16 protein-coding genes are annotated in these 14,619 nt (G+C 65.1%); 7 read left to right on the top strand and 9 right to left on the bottom strand.

Annotated features, from left to right (window positions below; translation table 11 throughout):
* The first annotated feature begins 324 nt into the window (after positions 1 to 324).
* The 4 genes from C5B90_RS02055 (at position 325) to C5B90_RS02040 (ending at position 3,154) form a co-directional block, all read left to right on the top strand.
* Positions 325 to 726 (top strand): hypothetical protein, encoded by a 402-nt coding sequence (locus tag C5B90_RS02055; RefSeq protein ID WP_115878708.1) that lies wholly within the window; start codon positions 325 to 327, stop codon positions 724 to 726.
* Positions 727 to 886: 160 nt separating this feature from the next.
* Positions 887 to 1,453 carry a hypoxanthine/guanine phosphoribosyltransferase gene (hpt, locus tag C5B90_RS02050; RefSeq protein WP_115878706.1) on the top strand — a complete coding sequence of 189 codons (567 nt, stop codon included), beginning with the start codon at positions 887 to 889 and terminating at the stop codon, positions 1,451 to 1,453.
* A 102-nt stretch (positions 1,454 to 1,555) separates the two neighbouring features.
* Positions 1,556 to 2,239: a type 1 glutamine amidotransferase domain-containing protein gene (locus tag C5B90_RS02045; protein WP_115878704.1), complete on the top strand. Its 684-nt coding sequence runs from the start codon at positions 1,556 to 1,558 to the stop codon at positions 2,237 to 2,239.
* A 69-nt stretch (positions 2,240 to 2,308) separates the two neighbouring features.
* On the top strand, positions 2,309 to 3,154 hold the full coding sequence (locus C5B90_RS02040; RefSeq protein ID WP_115878702.1) for an HNH endonuclease: 846 nt from the start codon (positions 2,309 to 2,311) through the stop codon (positions 3,152 to 3,154).
* Positions 3,155 to 3,159: 5 nt separating this feature from the next.
* Here the strand turns inward: C5B90_RS02040 and C5B90_RS02035 are convergent, their stop codons facing one another.
* On the bottom strand, positions 3,160 to 3,459 hold the full coding sequence (locus C5B90_RS02035; protein WP_115878700.1) for a transcriptional regulator: 300 nt from the start codon (positions 3,457 to 3,459) through the stop codon (positions 3,160 to 3,162).
* A 114-nt stretch (positions 3,460 to 3,573) separates the two neighbouring features.
* Between C5B90_RS02035 and C5B90_RS02030 the strand changes: the two genes are divergently transcribed.
* Entirely contained in the window at positions 3,574 to 4,542 is a 969-nt protein-coding gene (locus tag C5B90_RS02030) for a sugar phosphate nucleotidyltransferase (protein WP_115878698.1), read from the top strand.
* A 33-nt stretch (positions 4,543 to 4,575) separates the two neighbouring features.
* On the opposite strand, the gene C5B90_RS02025 is transcribed toward C5B90_RS02030, so the two are convergent.
* From C5B90_RS02025 to purB, 8 genes are all read right to left on the bottom strand, one after another.
* Positions 4,576 to 5,286, bottom strand: a complete 711-nt coding sequence (locus tag C5B90_RS02025) for a diphthine--ammonia ligase (RefSeq protein WP_115878696.1) — start codon at positions 5,284 to 5,286, stop codon at positions 4,576 to 4,578.
* Positions 5,287 to 5,363: 77 nt separating this feature from the next.
* The gene (locus tag C5B90_RS02020; RefSeq protein WP_115878694.1) at positions 5,364 to 6,317 is read right to left on the bottom strand and encodes a phosphoadenosine phosphosulfate reductase family protein; all 954 of its coding nucleotides are present in this window, start codon (positions 6,315 to 6,317) and stop codon (positions 5,364 to 5,366) included.
* Between the two features lie 123 nt (positions 6,318 to 6,440).
* The gene (locus C5B90_RS02015; protein WP_008092707.1) at positions 6,441 to 7,418 is read right to left on the bottom strand and encodes a phosphoadenosine phosphosulfate reductase family protein; all 978 of its coding nucleotides are present in this window, start codon (positions 7,416 to 7,418) and stop codon (positions 6,441 to 6,443) included.
* A 137-nt stretch (positions 7,419 to 7,555) separates the two neighbouring features.
* Positions 7,556 to 8,122, bottom strand: coding sequence for a hypothetical protein (locus tag C5B90_RS02010; protein WP_004043858.1), 567 nt, complete (start codon positions 8,120 to 8,122; stop codon positions 7,556 to 7,558).
* Between the two features lie 166 nt (positions 8,123 to 8,288).
* Positions 8,289 to 8,633, bottom strand: coding sequence for a glutaredoxin (locus C5B90_RS02005; protein ID WP_058567163.1), 345 nt, complete (start codon positions 8,631 to 8,633; stop codon positions 8,289 to 8,291).
* Positions 8,634 to 8,717: 84 nt separating this feature from the next.
* A complete protein-coding gene (gene gfcR, locus C5B90_RS02000) occupies positions 8,718 to 9,350 on the bottom strand; it encodes a transcriptional regulator GfcR (RefSeq protein WP_115878692.1) in 633 nt (210 codons plus the stop codon).
* Positions 9,347 to 10,420: a glucose 1-dehydrogenase gene (locus tag C5B90_RS01995; RefSeq protein ID WP_115878690.1), complete on the bottom strand. Its 1,074-nt coding sequence runs from the start codon at positions 10,418 to 10,420 to the stop codon at positions 9,347 to 9,349. Before C5B90_RS01995 ends, gfcR begins: the two co-directional genes overlap by 4 nt.
* A gap of 324 nt (positions 10,421 to 10,744) precedes the next feature.
* Positions 10,745 to 12,136, bottom strand: a complete 1,392-nt coding sequence (gene purB / locus C5B90_RS01990; RefSeq protein WP_115878688.1) for an adenylosuccinate lyase — start codon at positions 12,134 to 12,136, stop codon at positions 10,745 to 10,747.
* A gap of 189 nt (positions 12,137 to 12,325) precedes the next feature.
* Between purB and purH the strand changes: the two genes are divergently transcribed.
* On the top strand, positions 12,326 to 13,903 hold the full coding sequence (purH, locus tag C5B90_RS01985; protein WP_115878686.1) for a bifunctional phosphoribosylaminoimidazolecarboxamide formyltransferase/IMP cyclohydrolase: 1,578 nt from the start codon (positions 12,326 to 12,328) through the stop codon (positions 13,901 to 13,903).
* A gap of 258 nt (positions 13,904 to 14,161) precedes the next feature.
* Positions 14,162 to 14,587 carry a universal stress protein gene (locus C5B90_RS01980; RefSeq protein WP_115878684.1) on the top strand — a complete coding sequence of 142 codons (426 nt, stop codon included), beginning with the start codon at positions 14,162 to 14,164 and terminating at the stop codon, positions 14,585 to 14,587.
* Positions 14,588 to 14,619: the final 32 nt, after the last annotated feature.

Here is a 14,619-nt window from a genome sequence, read left to right as displayed (position 1 = left end):
CGTAGTTCACTAAAAATCAATGTAGTTGTGCGGTTCCGCGCTCACGGGCCCATTTCTTAACGATTCCTACCAGCCACGTGAGTGTCGAACCACTGCCCTCGAGGCCGGATCAAATCAGAGAGTCAGGTCTCGTAGTAAACGGCGGCTTCAGGCGTTTTCCGTCCGGATTTGGCGGGGGCGAATTATTACCTACAGTGTGACCCTCAAATTTATAATACTGACTCACAATCGGACATTTATGATCCGTCCAGGCGCGCGCTCCGGGCAGGGAGACGCGCAGCGTCAGGGCAAGGGGGGAAACGAATGATAATCGACCCGTCACGGATGGCATCCGTCAACGGACCGGGACCCGACAGCGAGGTCGCGATGGACGCGCTTCGGGGGACTGCGAAGGGGGCAGTCTCTCTGGTCGCCGTCTACGGTGCGACGGCCTTCGACCTGTTTCACGTCGGGGAGTCGGTCCGCGAAGACTTCGGGAGTCGCGACGAACTCGTGACGCACCTGAGTTCGCTCGCCGAGGAGACTCGGCGCGAGTTCATGGAGCGCGGGCTGTTTTCCGGGCTTAGTCCGGTACAGAACAGCGTCGAGTATCGGTTCGAGGAACGCGACGGCTACGGCGTGTTGCAGGTCTACTGCGGCGGTCGCGGCATGTTGCTTTTCGTCGAACCGGACGAGGAGGTCGAGCCGCTGGTGAAGACCGCGTCACAACTTCTCGGCGGGATGTAGCCGCCCTCGGAGCGTCGCGCTCCGTGCGGAGACCGTTGTCGGAGAGCGGTCGCGCTCGGCGTCGGTCGGTCCACGGTAGTCGATACCGCGAGACGTGGGTCGGCGTGTCCGAGAGCCATCGAACCGCCACATTTTATGCCTAACCGGGGGAACGAGCGCCATGGACCAGTTGCGGCAGTCTCTCCTCGACGCGCCGATCATCGAAAAAGGAGATTACGAGTACTTCGTCCACCCCATCAGCGACGGGGTTCCGATGCTAAAGCCGGGGCTCCTGCGCGAGATTGTCATCAAGATCATCCGCAAGGCGAACCTCGAAGACGTCGACAAAATCGTCACGCCCGCGGCGATGGGCATCCACATCTCGACGGCCGTCTCGCTGATGACGGACATCCCGCTCGTCGTCATCCGCAAGCGCGAGTACGGCCTCGACGGGGAGGTCTCGCTCCACCAGCAGACGGGCTACTCCGAGGGTGACATGTTCATCAACGACGTGAATGAGGGCGACCGCGTGCTCGTCCTCGACGACGTGCTCTCGACCGGCGGCACGATGAAGGCCGTCCTCGACGCGCTCGACCACATCGGCGCGGACGTCGTCGACACCGTCGCCATCATCAAGAAGGCCGGGCCGAACGAACTCGACGACTCGGACCACCACGTCAAGACGCTCATCAACGTCACCGTCGAAGACGGCGAAGTCGTCATCGTCGACGAGAACGGCGACGACTGAGTCGACGTCCACGCGGCCGCGACGCCTCACCGTCGCGTCGCTCATTCCCGCGGATTTCCGCCTCCGCGGGGCCTTTTTGTGGCCGGACCGTACCCGGGAGCGATGACATCGGCGCTTTTCATCGTCAGCGAAGACGGCTACTGGGGAGAGGAATGTATCGAGCCGCTCACAACCCTGACCGACGCCGGGGTGGACGTGACGGTCGCGACGCCGACGGGCGCGCCGCCGGTCGTCGACGAGCGCTCTATCGACCCCGAGGAGGTCGGTGAGGAACTCGCCGAACGCGTCGTCGAAGTCCACGAGAACGACGAACGCCTGCAGAATCCGGAGCCGATTGCGCAGGTCGACGCCCGCGAGTACGACGCCGTGGTGTTCCCCGGCGGCCACGGCACCGCGTGGGACATCAATCAGGACCGACACGCCCGACAGGCGCTCTTGCAGGCGGTCGCCGGCGACGACTCGAAGGCGCTCGTCGTCTGCCACGCCGTCGGCATCCTCGGGTTCACCCGCGAGGCCGACGGCTCGTTCCTCGTCGAGGGGCGCGAGGTCACCGGCTTCCCCAACGAGTGGGAGGAAGGCATCGTCGACGACGACGACCTGATGCCCGACGGCCGAAAGCTTCCCTACTGGGTCGAAGACGAGGTGAAAGCCGCGGGCGGCGTCTGGGACGCCGAACTCGACAGCGACACCAGCGTCACGGTCGACGGAGATCTCATCACCGCGCGCGGTCCCGGCTCCTCGGCCGCGGCGGCGCGGACGCTCTTGGACGAGTTAGACGCGGCATAAGCGGCACTGGTCGGAGGGAACGAACCATCGTGGGGAACCCTTTTTCGTGACACGTCCGTCGGTTTCGTCGTGAAACTCGCAGGGCTCTCGCTCGAACCCGGAGAGCGGTTGAGCGGGTCGGAACTCCGGTCCCGATTCGACCGCGGGATGACGGGCCGCGGCATCGAAATCTGCTACGACGACGACGACCAGCGGTATCTCCGCCTCTTTTCGAGCGACAGCGGACCGTACGGCGACGACGTGACCGGCGGCCAGTTCACGTACATCGGAGAGGGGCGGACCGGCGACCAGACGCTCACCGGCGGCAACAAGTTCCTCGCGTGGGCCAAACACCATCCGTTACCGATATTTTTCTTCCATCGAGAGTCGGATGGGGGTGACTGGGAGTACCAAGGCCAGGTCGAAGTCGTCGACTACGCGCACGGCCCGTTCGAGGGTGACGACAGGGACGTCTTTCGATTCGTGCTCCGCCGCCGTCACGAGAGGCGAGAACGGGTCGACGACGAAGAAGCCGCGGCGGACCTCGCGTCCGCGGAACGCACCGAGACGACGCGAACCCGAATCATCCGAAACACGGCGCTTGCGACCGAGTTGAAAGAGCGGTACTCTCACACGTGCCAGGTCTGTGGAGAGCGTCGCCGTCGAGGAGTCCACGACGGCTACGCCGAGGCGCACCATCTCAAACCGCTCGGGCGGCCCCACGGCGGCCCGGACGTCGAGGCGAACCTCCTCGTCCTCTGTCCGGACCACCACGCGGACTTCGACTACGGAATGATAGCCGTCGACCCCAAGACGCACACCATCGCCCACGCCTACGAACGCGAGTTAGACGGTACCCCGCTTTCGGTCCGCGAGGACCACGACCTCGACGTCGACTTTCTCGACTACCACAATCGGACCGTGGCGTCGTTTTAGACCGACTACTCGATTTTGAACACGGCCTCTTCGATGCCCTCGCTTCGACACTCCGGACACCGCGAGGGGTAGTTCACGGGGTCGTCGAAGGCGCTGAAGCCGCAGTGTTTGCACTCCGGCGGCGCGACGAGGAACTGCTCGCCGTCCTCCCCGCGGACTGTTTGGGCGACGTGTTGGAGATGGCCGTACACCGACGACACCGAGACGCCGACGCTCGCCGAAAGCTCGGAGGCCGTCGCGGGGTCGTCGCGGAGGGCGTCGGCGATGCGCTGGCGGGCCGTCGTGTCGGACTCCCGGGCTGTCATATCGCTCGGTTGGGAGTCGAAGGGAAAATCCCTTGCGCCGCCTCGGTCGAAAAAGTGTCAGCAAGATAGAGAGGATGCAAAAAGGCCTTGTCTACGTGGCGGGATTTGGGGGATATGAAGGCAGTCGTCCTTGCCGGTGGGTACGCGACGCGTCTGTGGCCGATTACCAAACACCGACCCAAAATGTTCTTGCCAGTCGGTGACCAGACGGTCATCGACACCATCTTCGAAGACCTGGAAGCCGACGACCGGGTCTCGGAGGTGTTCGTGAGCACGAACGAGCGCTTCGCCGGCGCATTCGAGGAGTATATCGACGAATCGCCGTTCGAAAAGCCGACGCTGTCGGTCGAAGACACCAGCGAAGAAGACGAGAAGTTCGGCGTCGTGGGCGCGCTCGCCCAACTCATCGACCGCGAGGAGGTCGACGAGGACCTCGTCGTCATCGCGGGTGACAACCTCATCAGCTTCGACGTGGGCGACTTCGTGGACTTCTTCTACGAGAAAAACGAGCCGTGTCTCGCCGCCTACGACGTGGGCGACAAAGAGCGCGCGAAGTCCTACGGTCTCGTCGAACTCGACGGCGACCGCGTCATCAACTTCCAGGAGAAGCCCGAAGACCCCAAGAGCACGCTCGTCTCCATCGCCTGCTACGCCTTCCCGGCGGACGACCTGCCCAAGTTCGACGAGTATCTCTCCGGTGACAACAACCCCGACGAGCCCGGCTGGTTCATGCAGTGGCTCCAGCAGAACGGCGACGTGTTCGCCTACACGTTCGACGGCGCGTGGTTCGACATCGGCACGCCCCAGAGCTACCTCGACGCAGTGGCGTGGTACCTCGACGGCGAGAACTTCGTCCACGAGTCGGCGACGCTCACGAACACCGAGGTCGGCACTAACGTCCACGTGATGGCCAACGCGGTGGTCGAAGACTCCGTGCTCGAAGAGTCCGTGGTCTTCCCTGGCGCGGTCATTCGAAACGCTGAGCTGAAGAACTCTATCGTCGACGAGGAGACCCACATCGAGAGCCTCGACCTCTCGAACGCCCTCATCGGGGCGCACTCGCGGCTGACGAACGGCCAGTAACGCGGTCCGAACCGCAACCGCGGGCGCTTTTTCTTAGCCGAGGTACGCGTCGGTGATGTGGAGCCTGCCGTGGGTTCCCTCCCACTCCATCTCGTACTCCAGTTCGATGGGGCGGTCCATGTGCGGGCCGTCGGTGACGAGCGTCTCGAACTCGCCGCCTTCACCGAGAATGTGGACGCCGTACTGCTCGTTGAGCGCTTCGAGTTCGTCGAGCGCGTCGGCATCGAGCGTCCGGCCGAGCCACGACTCGTCGAGGCCGTGGGCCGCGACCTGAATGATGGTGATTTCGAAGCCCGCCTCGAGCATGGCGTCGCCGAGTTCGCGGGGGTTTTCCTGCCACAGCGGGGCGAACAGGTCGATGTCGAGACGGTCGCACATCGCCTGAATCCGGTTCGTCTGGAACTCGCTTTCGATGGCACCGGCGGTGACGCCCGCGAGGTCAATCTCCGACTGGAGGTCCGACAGCGCCGCTTCGAGGGGTTCGAGTTCGGCGTCGCCCTGCGCGCCCGAGTCGTCGGCGTCGGTCGCTTCGAGGTCGCCGGGGTGGACCTCGACGAGTTCGATGCCGGTGCTTTCGGCGGCGAGCGCGGCGAGGTCGGTCGCCGGCACGTGGTACATGTACGAGTCGTCGCTCGGGTGGACGGTCAGGAGGCGGGTGACGTTCAGACCCGCTTCGAGCGCGCGGTAGAGCGCCCACGAGGAGTCCTTTCCGCCGGAGAAGAGGCTGACCCACTCGGATGTCATGGAGGCGATAGCGTGTTGGAGGAGTTAGGCGCTACGGTGTGCGCGCCGCGGACTCGTTTCGAGCGACTCCCGTTGCCTTACATGTAGCCCAAATCGCGGAGCCGACCCATCAGGTCCTCTTTGTCCTGCGCGCGCCCCTCGCGTTCCGCGCTCGCGCCGAGGTCCTGCACCCACGCGGGGCGGTCGTCGGACTTTGCGGACCCGGATTCGGTACCGAGCGAGCGGTAGCCCTCGAAGTACTTCGGCGAGACGGGCAGGTCGGCGGGTTCGACGCCTTCGGGGAGGTCATCGAGAGCGGCGGGGACGTGGCCTGCGGGGTAGCCCTCGACCGAGTCGGGGACGATGTAGTTCCAGAACGCCGCCCACACGTCGGCCTCCTCGAACTGGAGGATGGAGTGGACGCGGTCGTGCGGCGGGTACTTCTCGGAGTCGTGGCGGGGGCTGAAGAACGTCTCGTCGGCGCGGGACTCCTGTTCGTCCCAGCGGACGCCCGAGAAGACGCCGTCGAAACCGCGCGCTTCGAGGGTGTCGTTGAGCGCGACGGTCTTCAAGAGGTGGTTACCCTCGAAGCTGTCGGCGTCGAGGACGACGGTCTCGCCCTCGTAGCCGAGGCGGGCGAGTTCGCGGCGGGTGTCGTCGCCGAGGTTCGAGAGGGGAATCTCGTCGCCGGGCGACGCGCCGAGGCGCGCGAAGTCCTCGTTGCGGGCGACGACGAGGTCGAGGTCCCAGCGGTCGGCCCACTCGCGGACGAACGCCTCGGTCTCGTCGAAATGCTCGAAGTGGTCGATGAAGACGACGGGCGGCACGTCGACGCCCATGTCGGCGGCGACCTCACGGACGACGTAGAGGACGAGCGTGGAGTCCTTGCCGCCGGTCCACATGACGGCCGGGCGCTCGTACTGTTCGAGCGCGGTCGTGGTGACTGCGACCGCTTTTTCGAGTTTGTCTTCGAGCGTCGGGTAGTCGGCGGCGGTCTGGTCTCGACCGTCGTCGTAGTCGAGGTCGAGGTCGTCGGGGAACGCGGGGCTCATAGGGAGGGTGTCGCTCGCGGAGAATATCGCTGTTTCCGCTGTGAGACAGTCGCTGTCGCTGTCGGGAGCGAGTCCGGGAAAAAGTGGTCGCGGCGCGATGTTCGCGTCAGATTTCGGCCGACTTCACATGTAGCCGAGGTCGCGCAGGCGCTCCATCAGGTCCTCTTTGTCCTGGGCGCGGCCCGCGCGCTCGGTCGTGTTCTCCATGTCCTGCAGCCACGCCGGTTCCTCGGCGGACTTGTCGGTCGAGACCTCACTGCCGAGACTCCGGAAGCCGGCGAAGTACTTCGGCGAGACGGGCACGTCTTCCTGCGTGACACCCTCGGGGAGGTCGGTGTCGCTGGTGGGGACGTAACCGTCCTCGGGGTAGTTCTCGACGGTGTCCGGGACCGCGAAGTACCAGAAGGCGTCCCAGACGGCGCTCTCTTCGAACTGGAGGATGGGTTGAATGCGGTCGTGCGGGGGGTAGATGTCGGGGTTGTGACGGGGGCTGAAGAACGTCTCGTCGGCGCGGGCTTCCTGTTCGTCCCAGCGGACGCCGGAGATGACGCCGTCGATGTCGTACTCTTCGAGGGTGTCGTTGAGCGCGACGGTCTTCAGCAGGTGGTTGCCGACGTAGGTGTCGAGCAGGAACGGGAACGTGTCCTCCTCGTACTCGAGGATGTTACGGATGTGGTGCTGGTTGTGCTCCGAGAGTTCGGAAACCGGGATGTCGTCGCCGGGTTCGAGGCCGTTTTCGTCGACGTACGCGCCGACGTCCTCGTTACGCGCCCAGATGACGTCGAGGTCCCACTCGTCGGCCCAGTGCTTGACGAAATCCATGATTTCGTCGAAGTGCTGGTAGTGGTCGATGAAGACTGCCGGCGGGACTTCGAGGTCGTAGCGCTCTGCGACCTCCTTGATGAAGTAGAGCGTGAGCGTCGAGTCCTTACCACCGGTCCACATCACGGCGGGGTTCTCGTACTGCTCGAGTCCCTGCTTCGTGACCTCGATGGCCTTCTCGATCTTGTCCTCGATACTCGGGTAGTCCTCCGGCGTCTCACCTTCGCCGTCGGTGTAGTCGACGTCGAGGTAGTCCGGGAAGGATTCGGCTTCCGACATGATGTGTAATTACATCTAATTAGGCGGTGTAAATGCTTTTTGCCCGAGGACTAGTGTGACGCGTGATACCGCCGAACACGATTTGGGCCGCTGACTCACGTGGTTCGGCGGTGACGGGATGAGGAGATACGACGCGTTTAGGAGATGAACTTGTTGTCGCGCCAGTTGATTCCGCTGTCCGAGGAACCGTTCTGCTGGGGGTTCTCGACGACTTCGACGGAGGCGGCGCGGACTTCGCCCTCGACGATGCGCGTCGCCTGCAGTTCGTCGCTTTCCTCGGTGATGGCGGTCAGCGTCCCCTTCTCCGAGAGCATCGCAATCTCGCGGAGGACGAGGAACATCGGGTACTGGAGCGCCGTGTTCTGGAGCACGGTTTCGAGGTCGCCCTTGAAGCAGGCGAACTCGACGAGTTCGGAGGGAATCTCCTCTTCTTCTTCATCTCCCCAGTTGGGCGCACCCGCTCGGGGCGGCTCTTCTTCGTAGACGCGGTTTTCCGTTACGCTCGCTTTCAACTGGGCCGTCGGCGTGTACTTGCTGAGGTTGTCGTCGGCGGAGACGGCTTTGATGATGAGGGTGTTGTTTCGGCGGGTGATGTCTACGTTCTCGACCTCAGGCGGTAGTTCTGGGTCGTTTTCGAAGTAGTCCATCACGTCTTCGAGTGGCAGTTCCAACGTCGAATGGAGTCGATATACGCGGCCTGACATTGTTGGCTTCGGTATCGACGAGAGCCACGGTGCGGGCGCACCCGGATGGCGATACCTGTGTGGATGTACGAGTTCGAGGCTTATATGGCCTCCCCTTCTCGTTAGGCGAGAGATACAAAGTCGGCGTCGGGCCGCAGTCCGGCGGTCTGTCGGGACGCTTCGGGGGTCAGTTCGCGCCGGTCAGCGTCGCTTCGAGGTCGCCGCGCTCGTCGAGTTCTTCGAGGATGTCGCTGCCGCCGACGAACTCGCCGTCGACGAACGTCTGGGGGATGGTCTCCCAGTCACTTTTCTCCTTGAGCGCCTCGCGGTAGTGCGGGAGCGCGGGCAGCACGTCGACCGTCTCGAACTCGTCGACGTACTGGGAGATGAGGTCGACCGCCTTCGCGGAGTAGCCGCACTGCGGCATCAGACGGTTGCCCTTCATGAACAGGACGACGTGGTTGTTCCCGACCGCCTCGTCGACGCGGGACTGTACTTCCTCGGGGTCGAGGCTCTCCGGTTGGAAAGTCATGCTCCCAAGTAACGGCCGGGCGGACAAAGGAGTTGCGTCGCGGTCGGGTCGGTGCCGCCGCGCTGTGCCGGCGGTGACGACGGCTTACTGCTCGCCGACGCGGACGACGTTGATGAGGGAGTGGACGGGGACGCCGTCAATCTCTTCGACGCCCTGCTTGTCGACGATGACCACGCACGCGAGGGGTTCGCCGCCCTCGGAGCGGATGGCGTCGATAGTCTCGCGGAGAGTCGTGCCGCTCGTCACCGTGTCGTCGACGATGAAGCAGTTCCGTCCCTCGACAGGCGCGAAGTTCCGGGAGAAGCCGCCGCCGAGGTCCTCGATGTCGCCTTCGTCCCACTGGTGTTTCGCGGGCGAGTAGGCGGCGAGGGTCGTTTCGAGTTCGCGCGAGACGGAGGTCGCGAGGGGGACGCCCGCCTTCTCGATACCGACGGTCACGTCGGCTTCGCCGTTCGTCTCCATGAGCAGGTCGGCGAGCGCGCGCCCGACGTACGTGAGGCGCTTGCCGCCGCTCCCGATGGCGTTCCAATCGACGTGGATGTCGTCGGGGCCTTCAGGCTCCGCCTGTGGTTCGGGTTCGGTCGCCGCACCGCTTCGTTCGACCAGCCAGCTGGCGGTCTCGCGGGAGACGTTCAACTCGTCGGCAATCTCGCCTTTCGAGAGGCCACGGTCCGCGAGCTCAGCCGCGCTGGCGATGAGGTCGTCGACGTTCTTCATACAGTACCGAATTCGATGGCGGTTTTTATAGTGGTGTCGTCGTCTTCGAATGCTGCTTCGAACTCGGACAGCGGGTGGACGCCGGTGACTAAGTCGCGGAGGAACCAGCGGGGAAGCTTGGTGAACGTCACGGTCGCGGCCTCGAAGTGCTTGACGTGGGAGTTGACGCTGCCGACGAGCGCCTTGTTGTGGAGCACCATCTCGCGGTGGAACGCGCCGGCGTCGACCTCGAACTCCCAGTCGCTCGGAACGCCGAGGAGCGCGGCGACGCCGTTCGGCGCGAGCGCCTGCACCGACTGGATGGCGTGTTTGGGGAACCCGGTCGCCTCGTAAATGAAGTCCATATCCTCGTGCGCACCCGGAATCTCCTCGACCGAGGTCTCGCGGGAGTCGACGTAGGTCGCGCCGAGTTTCTCCATGATGTCGATAGTCGGGTCGGGGCGGTCGCGCCGACCGAGGCAGTAGAGGTTCTCGTAGCCCTTATCGTCGGCTTTCAGCATGGCGAGCGTCAGGAGCCCGAGGCTCCCATTGCCGAGGACGAGCGCCGACGAGGGGTTCCAGTCGAACGCGGAACGGCTCGCGTAGGCGTGCTCTCGGGCCTTCTCGGTGATGGAGATGGGCTCGATGAGGAAGCCGAGTTCGGCCTGCGAGCGCGGGATGCGGACGAGGTAGTCCGACGGGCTGGTGAAGTACTCGGACATGAAGCCGTGCGCGCCGACGATGCCGCGCTCAGCGTACATCCCGTCGGGGGCCATGTCGGGTTGGTCCTTCTCGAAGTACTCATTCGTCCCCGACGCCGGCGGGCGGCGGACCGTCGGCACGACGATGTCGCCTTCCTCCAGTTCGGTGTCGTTCGGGTCGACGACGACGCCGACCGCCTCGTGGCCGAGCACGAGGTGGTCTTCCCCCTCGGGGAACCCGCCGTGGCCGCCGGCGATGACCTCGTGGTCCGTCCCGTCCACGCCGACCCGAAGCGTTCGGACGAGCGCCTCCCCGGCGTCGGGTTCCGGTCGCGGCTTCTCGATGACGACCGGCTTGTCTTCCCCGCGCTTGACGGCGATTGCTTTCATACCCCCACCAATGCACCACCCCACCAAAAGACTTATTCTATGATGAGTAAATAATTCAGCTACGGTGAGTGCCTTGCGTCGTCGCACCAGCCCATGACGAACCATTTCGCACGGACCAGCCTGTCCAGCCCAACCGTGCCGGCGCTCGCCGAACCCGTGCCCGAACCGCGCCGAAGCCGATATTCCGTGCCCGTCGGCTTCTGAGGCGGTTTCGGTTTTCTCCTGACGCTCGCTCGGCTCAGCGGCGCGTTCGACCGACCGCAGAAAAAGGACGCGTCGCTTCGTCGGGCCGCTTCCTGTCGACCCGACGACCCGACAGGCGGTTCAGTTGTCGATGTCGTCGACGAGTTCGTCCGCGAGACCGACGTACGTCGCGGGCGTGAGCGCGAGCAGTTCCTCGCGGGTCTCCTCGTCCACGTCGAGGTCCGCAAACAGGTCGTGGAAGTCGTCGAGGGTCACCTCGCGGCCGCGGGTGAGTTCCTTCACCCGCTCGTAGGCCTGCGTGTCGCCCTCGCGGCGGAGAATCGTCTGGACGGCCTCGCCGATGATGGCCGGCGTGTCGTCGAGTTCGTCCCGCATGACCTGCTCGTTCGGGACGACTTTCCCGAGGCCGGTCTGGGTCTTCTTGTAGCCGATGAGGCAGTGGGCGAACGCCGCGCCGACGTTGCGCTTGACCGTGGAGTCCGAGAGGTCGCGCTGGAGGCGCGAGGTCGTCACGTAGTCGGCGAGGAACGTCAGGTCCGCGTTGGCCTTCGAGAGGTTACCCTCGGAGTTCTCGAAGTCGATGGGGTTGACCTTGTGCGGCATCGTCGAGGAGCCGGTTTCGCCCTCGACGGCCTCCTGTCCGAGGTAGCGGTCGGAGACGTACAGCCACGCGTCGCGGTCGAGGTCGACGAGGACGTTGTTGACGCCGCGGACGGCGTCGAACAGCGCCGCGAGGTCGTCGCAGGGGTTGACCTGCGTGGCGAGCGCGGTGTGGTCGAGGCCGAGCGACCCGACGAACTCGCGGGAGAACGCCCGCCAGTCGACGTCGGGGTAGGCGGCGACGTGGGCCGCGTAGACGCCCGACGCGCCCGCGAGTTTGCCGGCGAGGTCGTCGGTCGCGGCCTCGACGCGGGCGAGCGTCCGACCGAGGCGGGCGGCGTAGACGGCCATCTCCTTGCCGAACGTCGTCGGCGTCGCGGGCTGGCCGTGGGTCCGCGCGAGCATGGGCACGTCGCGGAACTCCTGCGCGAGCGAGACGAGTTCGTCGCGAGTGTCGCGGAGTTCGGGGACGATGACTTCCTCGACCGCGCCCTTCACCATGAGGCGCTGGGCGAGGTTGTTCACGTCCTCGGAGGTGAGGCCGAAGTGAATCCACGGGTGGACCGACTCGTCGGTCTCGGTACGGATGAAGTACTCGACGGCCTTCACGTCGTGATTCGTCGCCGAGAAGCCTTCCGCGCCCTCGACTTCGAGCCGCTTCACGAGGTCGGCGTCGTCGGCGTCGAACTCCTCGTAGAGCGCTCGGAGGTCGGCGCGCTCGGCCTCGGTGAACGAAAGCGGCGTCACGTCGAGGTCGGCGAGCGCGAGGAGGTACTCCACTTCGACTTCTACGCGGGCGCGCATGAGCGCGGCCTCGCTCACGTGCGGCGCGAGGGGTGCGGTTCGGGAGGCGTATCGCCCGTCGAGCGGGGACACCGCGTACAGCGGGTCGTGCCGGTCGGCGTCGGTCATGTCTGAGTCGTCACGATGGGGGAGGTTAAACGCCGCGGATTCGTCGCCGCCGCGAGGCCGACAGTTAGGCACGACTGTGCGCACTCAGCGGCGTTCTCCGGTCGAGTCTGGGAGTACATATACACAATTGAGTATATGTCGGCGACGAGGACCGCAACCACTTTGAGGGCCGCGGGACGCTCTCACCACATGGTCACCATCGCCGGTCTCGCGAGCAACCGCGGACGAAACCTGCGCAACATCGCCGACCGCGCCCCCGGCGGGGCGGAACTCGGCGTCGTCGTCTCGAACAGCGCCGACGCGCCCGTCCTCGACTGGGCGGACGAACATGGCATCCCCAGCGAAGTCGTCGAACGCGGCGACGACGAGTCCCGCGAGTCCCACGAGGAGCGCATCCTCGACGCCCTCGCGGACTACGACTTCGATATCGTCTGTCTCGACGGCTACATGCGCGTGCTCACTTCGACGTTCCTCGACGCCGCGCCCACGACGCTCAACGTCCACCCGTCGCTGCTCCCCGCGTTCCCCGGCATGGACGCCCACGAGCAGGTGCTCGACGCCGGCGTCAAGACGACCGGCTGTACGGTCCACGTCGTCAACGAGGAGGTCGACGCCGGCCCCATCGTCACGCAGGAGGCCGTTCCGGTCTACACCGACGACGACGCCGACGACCTCAAATCGCGCGTCCTCTACGACGCCGAGTTCAAGGCCTACCCGCGCGCAGTCCGCTGGTTCGCCGAGGGTCGCGTGACGGTCGAAGACGACTCCGTCACCGTCGAGGGCGACGTTGACGCCGGCCTCCCCGAGCGCCGCGTCACCTCCGAGGACCGCTACGACGAACTTCGGTACGGCGAGAACCCGCATCAGGACGCCGCCGTCTACGTGGACGAGACGTGCGACGAGGCGTCGGTCGTCGGCGCGCCCCAGCTCAACGAGGGCGCGAAGGGGCTGTCGTACAACAACTACAACGACGCCGACGGCGCGCTGAACATCATCAAGGAGTTCGATGAGCCTGCCGCGGCGGTCATCAAGCACACGAACCCCGCCGGCTGTGCCACCGCCGACACGCTCGCGGAGGCCTACGCCGACGCCCTCGCCACGGATCCGATGAGCGCCTTCGGCGGCATCGTCGCGCTCAACCGCGAGTGCGACGCCGAGACGGCCGAACTCATTATCGACTCGTTCAAGGAAGTCGTCGTCGCGCCCGGCTACACCGACGACGCGCTCGACGTGCTGACCGAGAAGAAGAACCTCCGCGTCCTTGATGTGGGCGAACTCGGCGAGCGCACCGAGACGTACACCGAGAAAGCGCTCGTCGGCGGGCGACTCGTCCAGGAGCGCGACCTCTGGACGCCGACGCTCGACGACCTTGAAGTCGTCACCGAGACCGAACCCACGGACGAGCAGTTGGAGACGATGCTGTTCGCGTGGAAGGTCCTGAAGCACGTGAAGTCCAACGGGATTCTCTTCGTCAAGGGCACCGAGACGGTCGGCGTCGGCATGGGGCAGGTCTCCCGCGTCGACGCGGTCGAACTCGCCGCGATGAAGGCCGAGGAACACGCTGAGGGCAAGGACGCGCAGGGAGCAATCATGGCCTCCGACGCGTTCTTCCCGTTCCCGGACGGCGTGGAGAAGGCGGCCGACGTGGGCATCGAGGCGGTCATCCAGCCCGGTGGCTCGGTGAACGACGAGGACGTCATCGAGGCCTGCGACGAGCGCGGGATTGCGATGGTGTTCACTGGGCAGCGGTGCTTTAGACACGACTGAGCGAAGCAAAGGAGAGTCTAAAGCTCGAAGCACGACCGGAGGGAGTGCTTCGGTGTTTCCGCCACGACTGAGCGAAGCGAAGGAGTTGCGGAAGTCAGTGAGACGAACGAAGTGAGTCTCACGCGATTTCCGTCACGATTAGTGACGGAAACTCGTGGCCGCGCGTAGCGCGGACACGGTTTGAGACGCCCCGAGACCGTTCCCACGTCCTAACACCGACGGTGTCCCTTCAAGTGTCGGCGAGACGAACACAGAGATATGTACGAAGATATCCTGGTGCCGACTGACGGGAGCGAGGGAACGATGCAAGCAATCGAGCACGCGCTCGAACTCGCCGGGGCGGAGTCGACAGTCCACGTGCTGTCGGTCGTCGACCAGCGGGTCTACCTCGCCGCCGGCGGCGACCAACAGGATGCTGTCATCCAGTCGCTCCGCGACGACGCGGTACAGGCGGTCGAGCGGTGCGCCGAGAAGTGCGAGGGGAAGGCCTCGTCGACGACGGCGGTTCGAGACGGCGTGCCCCACCGGGTCATCCTCGACTACGCCGACGAACACGACGTCGACGTGGTCGTGATGGGGACCCACGGCCGGACCGGCCGCGACAAACTCACGTCGCTCGGGAGCGTCACGGAGCGCGTCATCGAGAACGCGAAGCGACCGGTGCTCGTCGTTCATATCGACTGAGCGCGGCGCTATCGAGCGGGTATCGGAGCGTC

The organism is Haloferax sp. Atlit-12N (genome assembly GCF_003383095.1).
Lineage (GTDB): Archaea > Halobacteriota > Halobacteria > Halobacteriales > Haloferacaceae > Haloferax.
The sequence above is the reverse complement of the archived record's forward strand: the minus strand, read 5'-3'. Positions and strand labels throughout refer to the sequence as shown.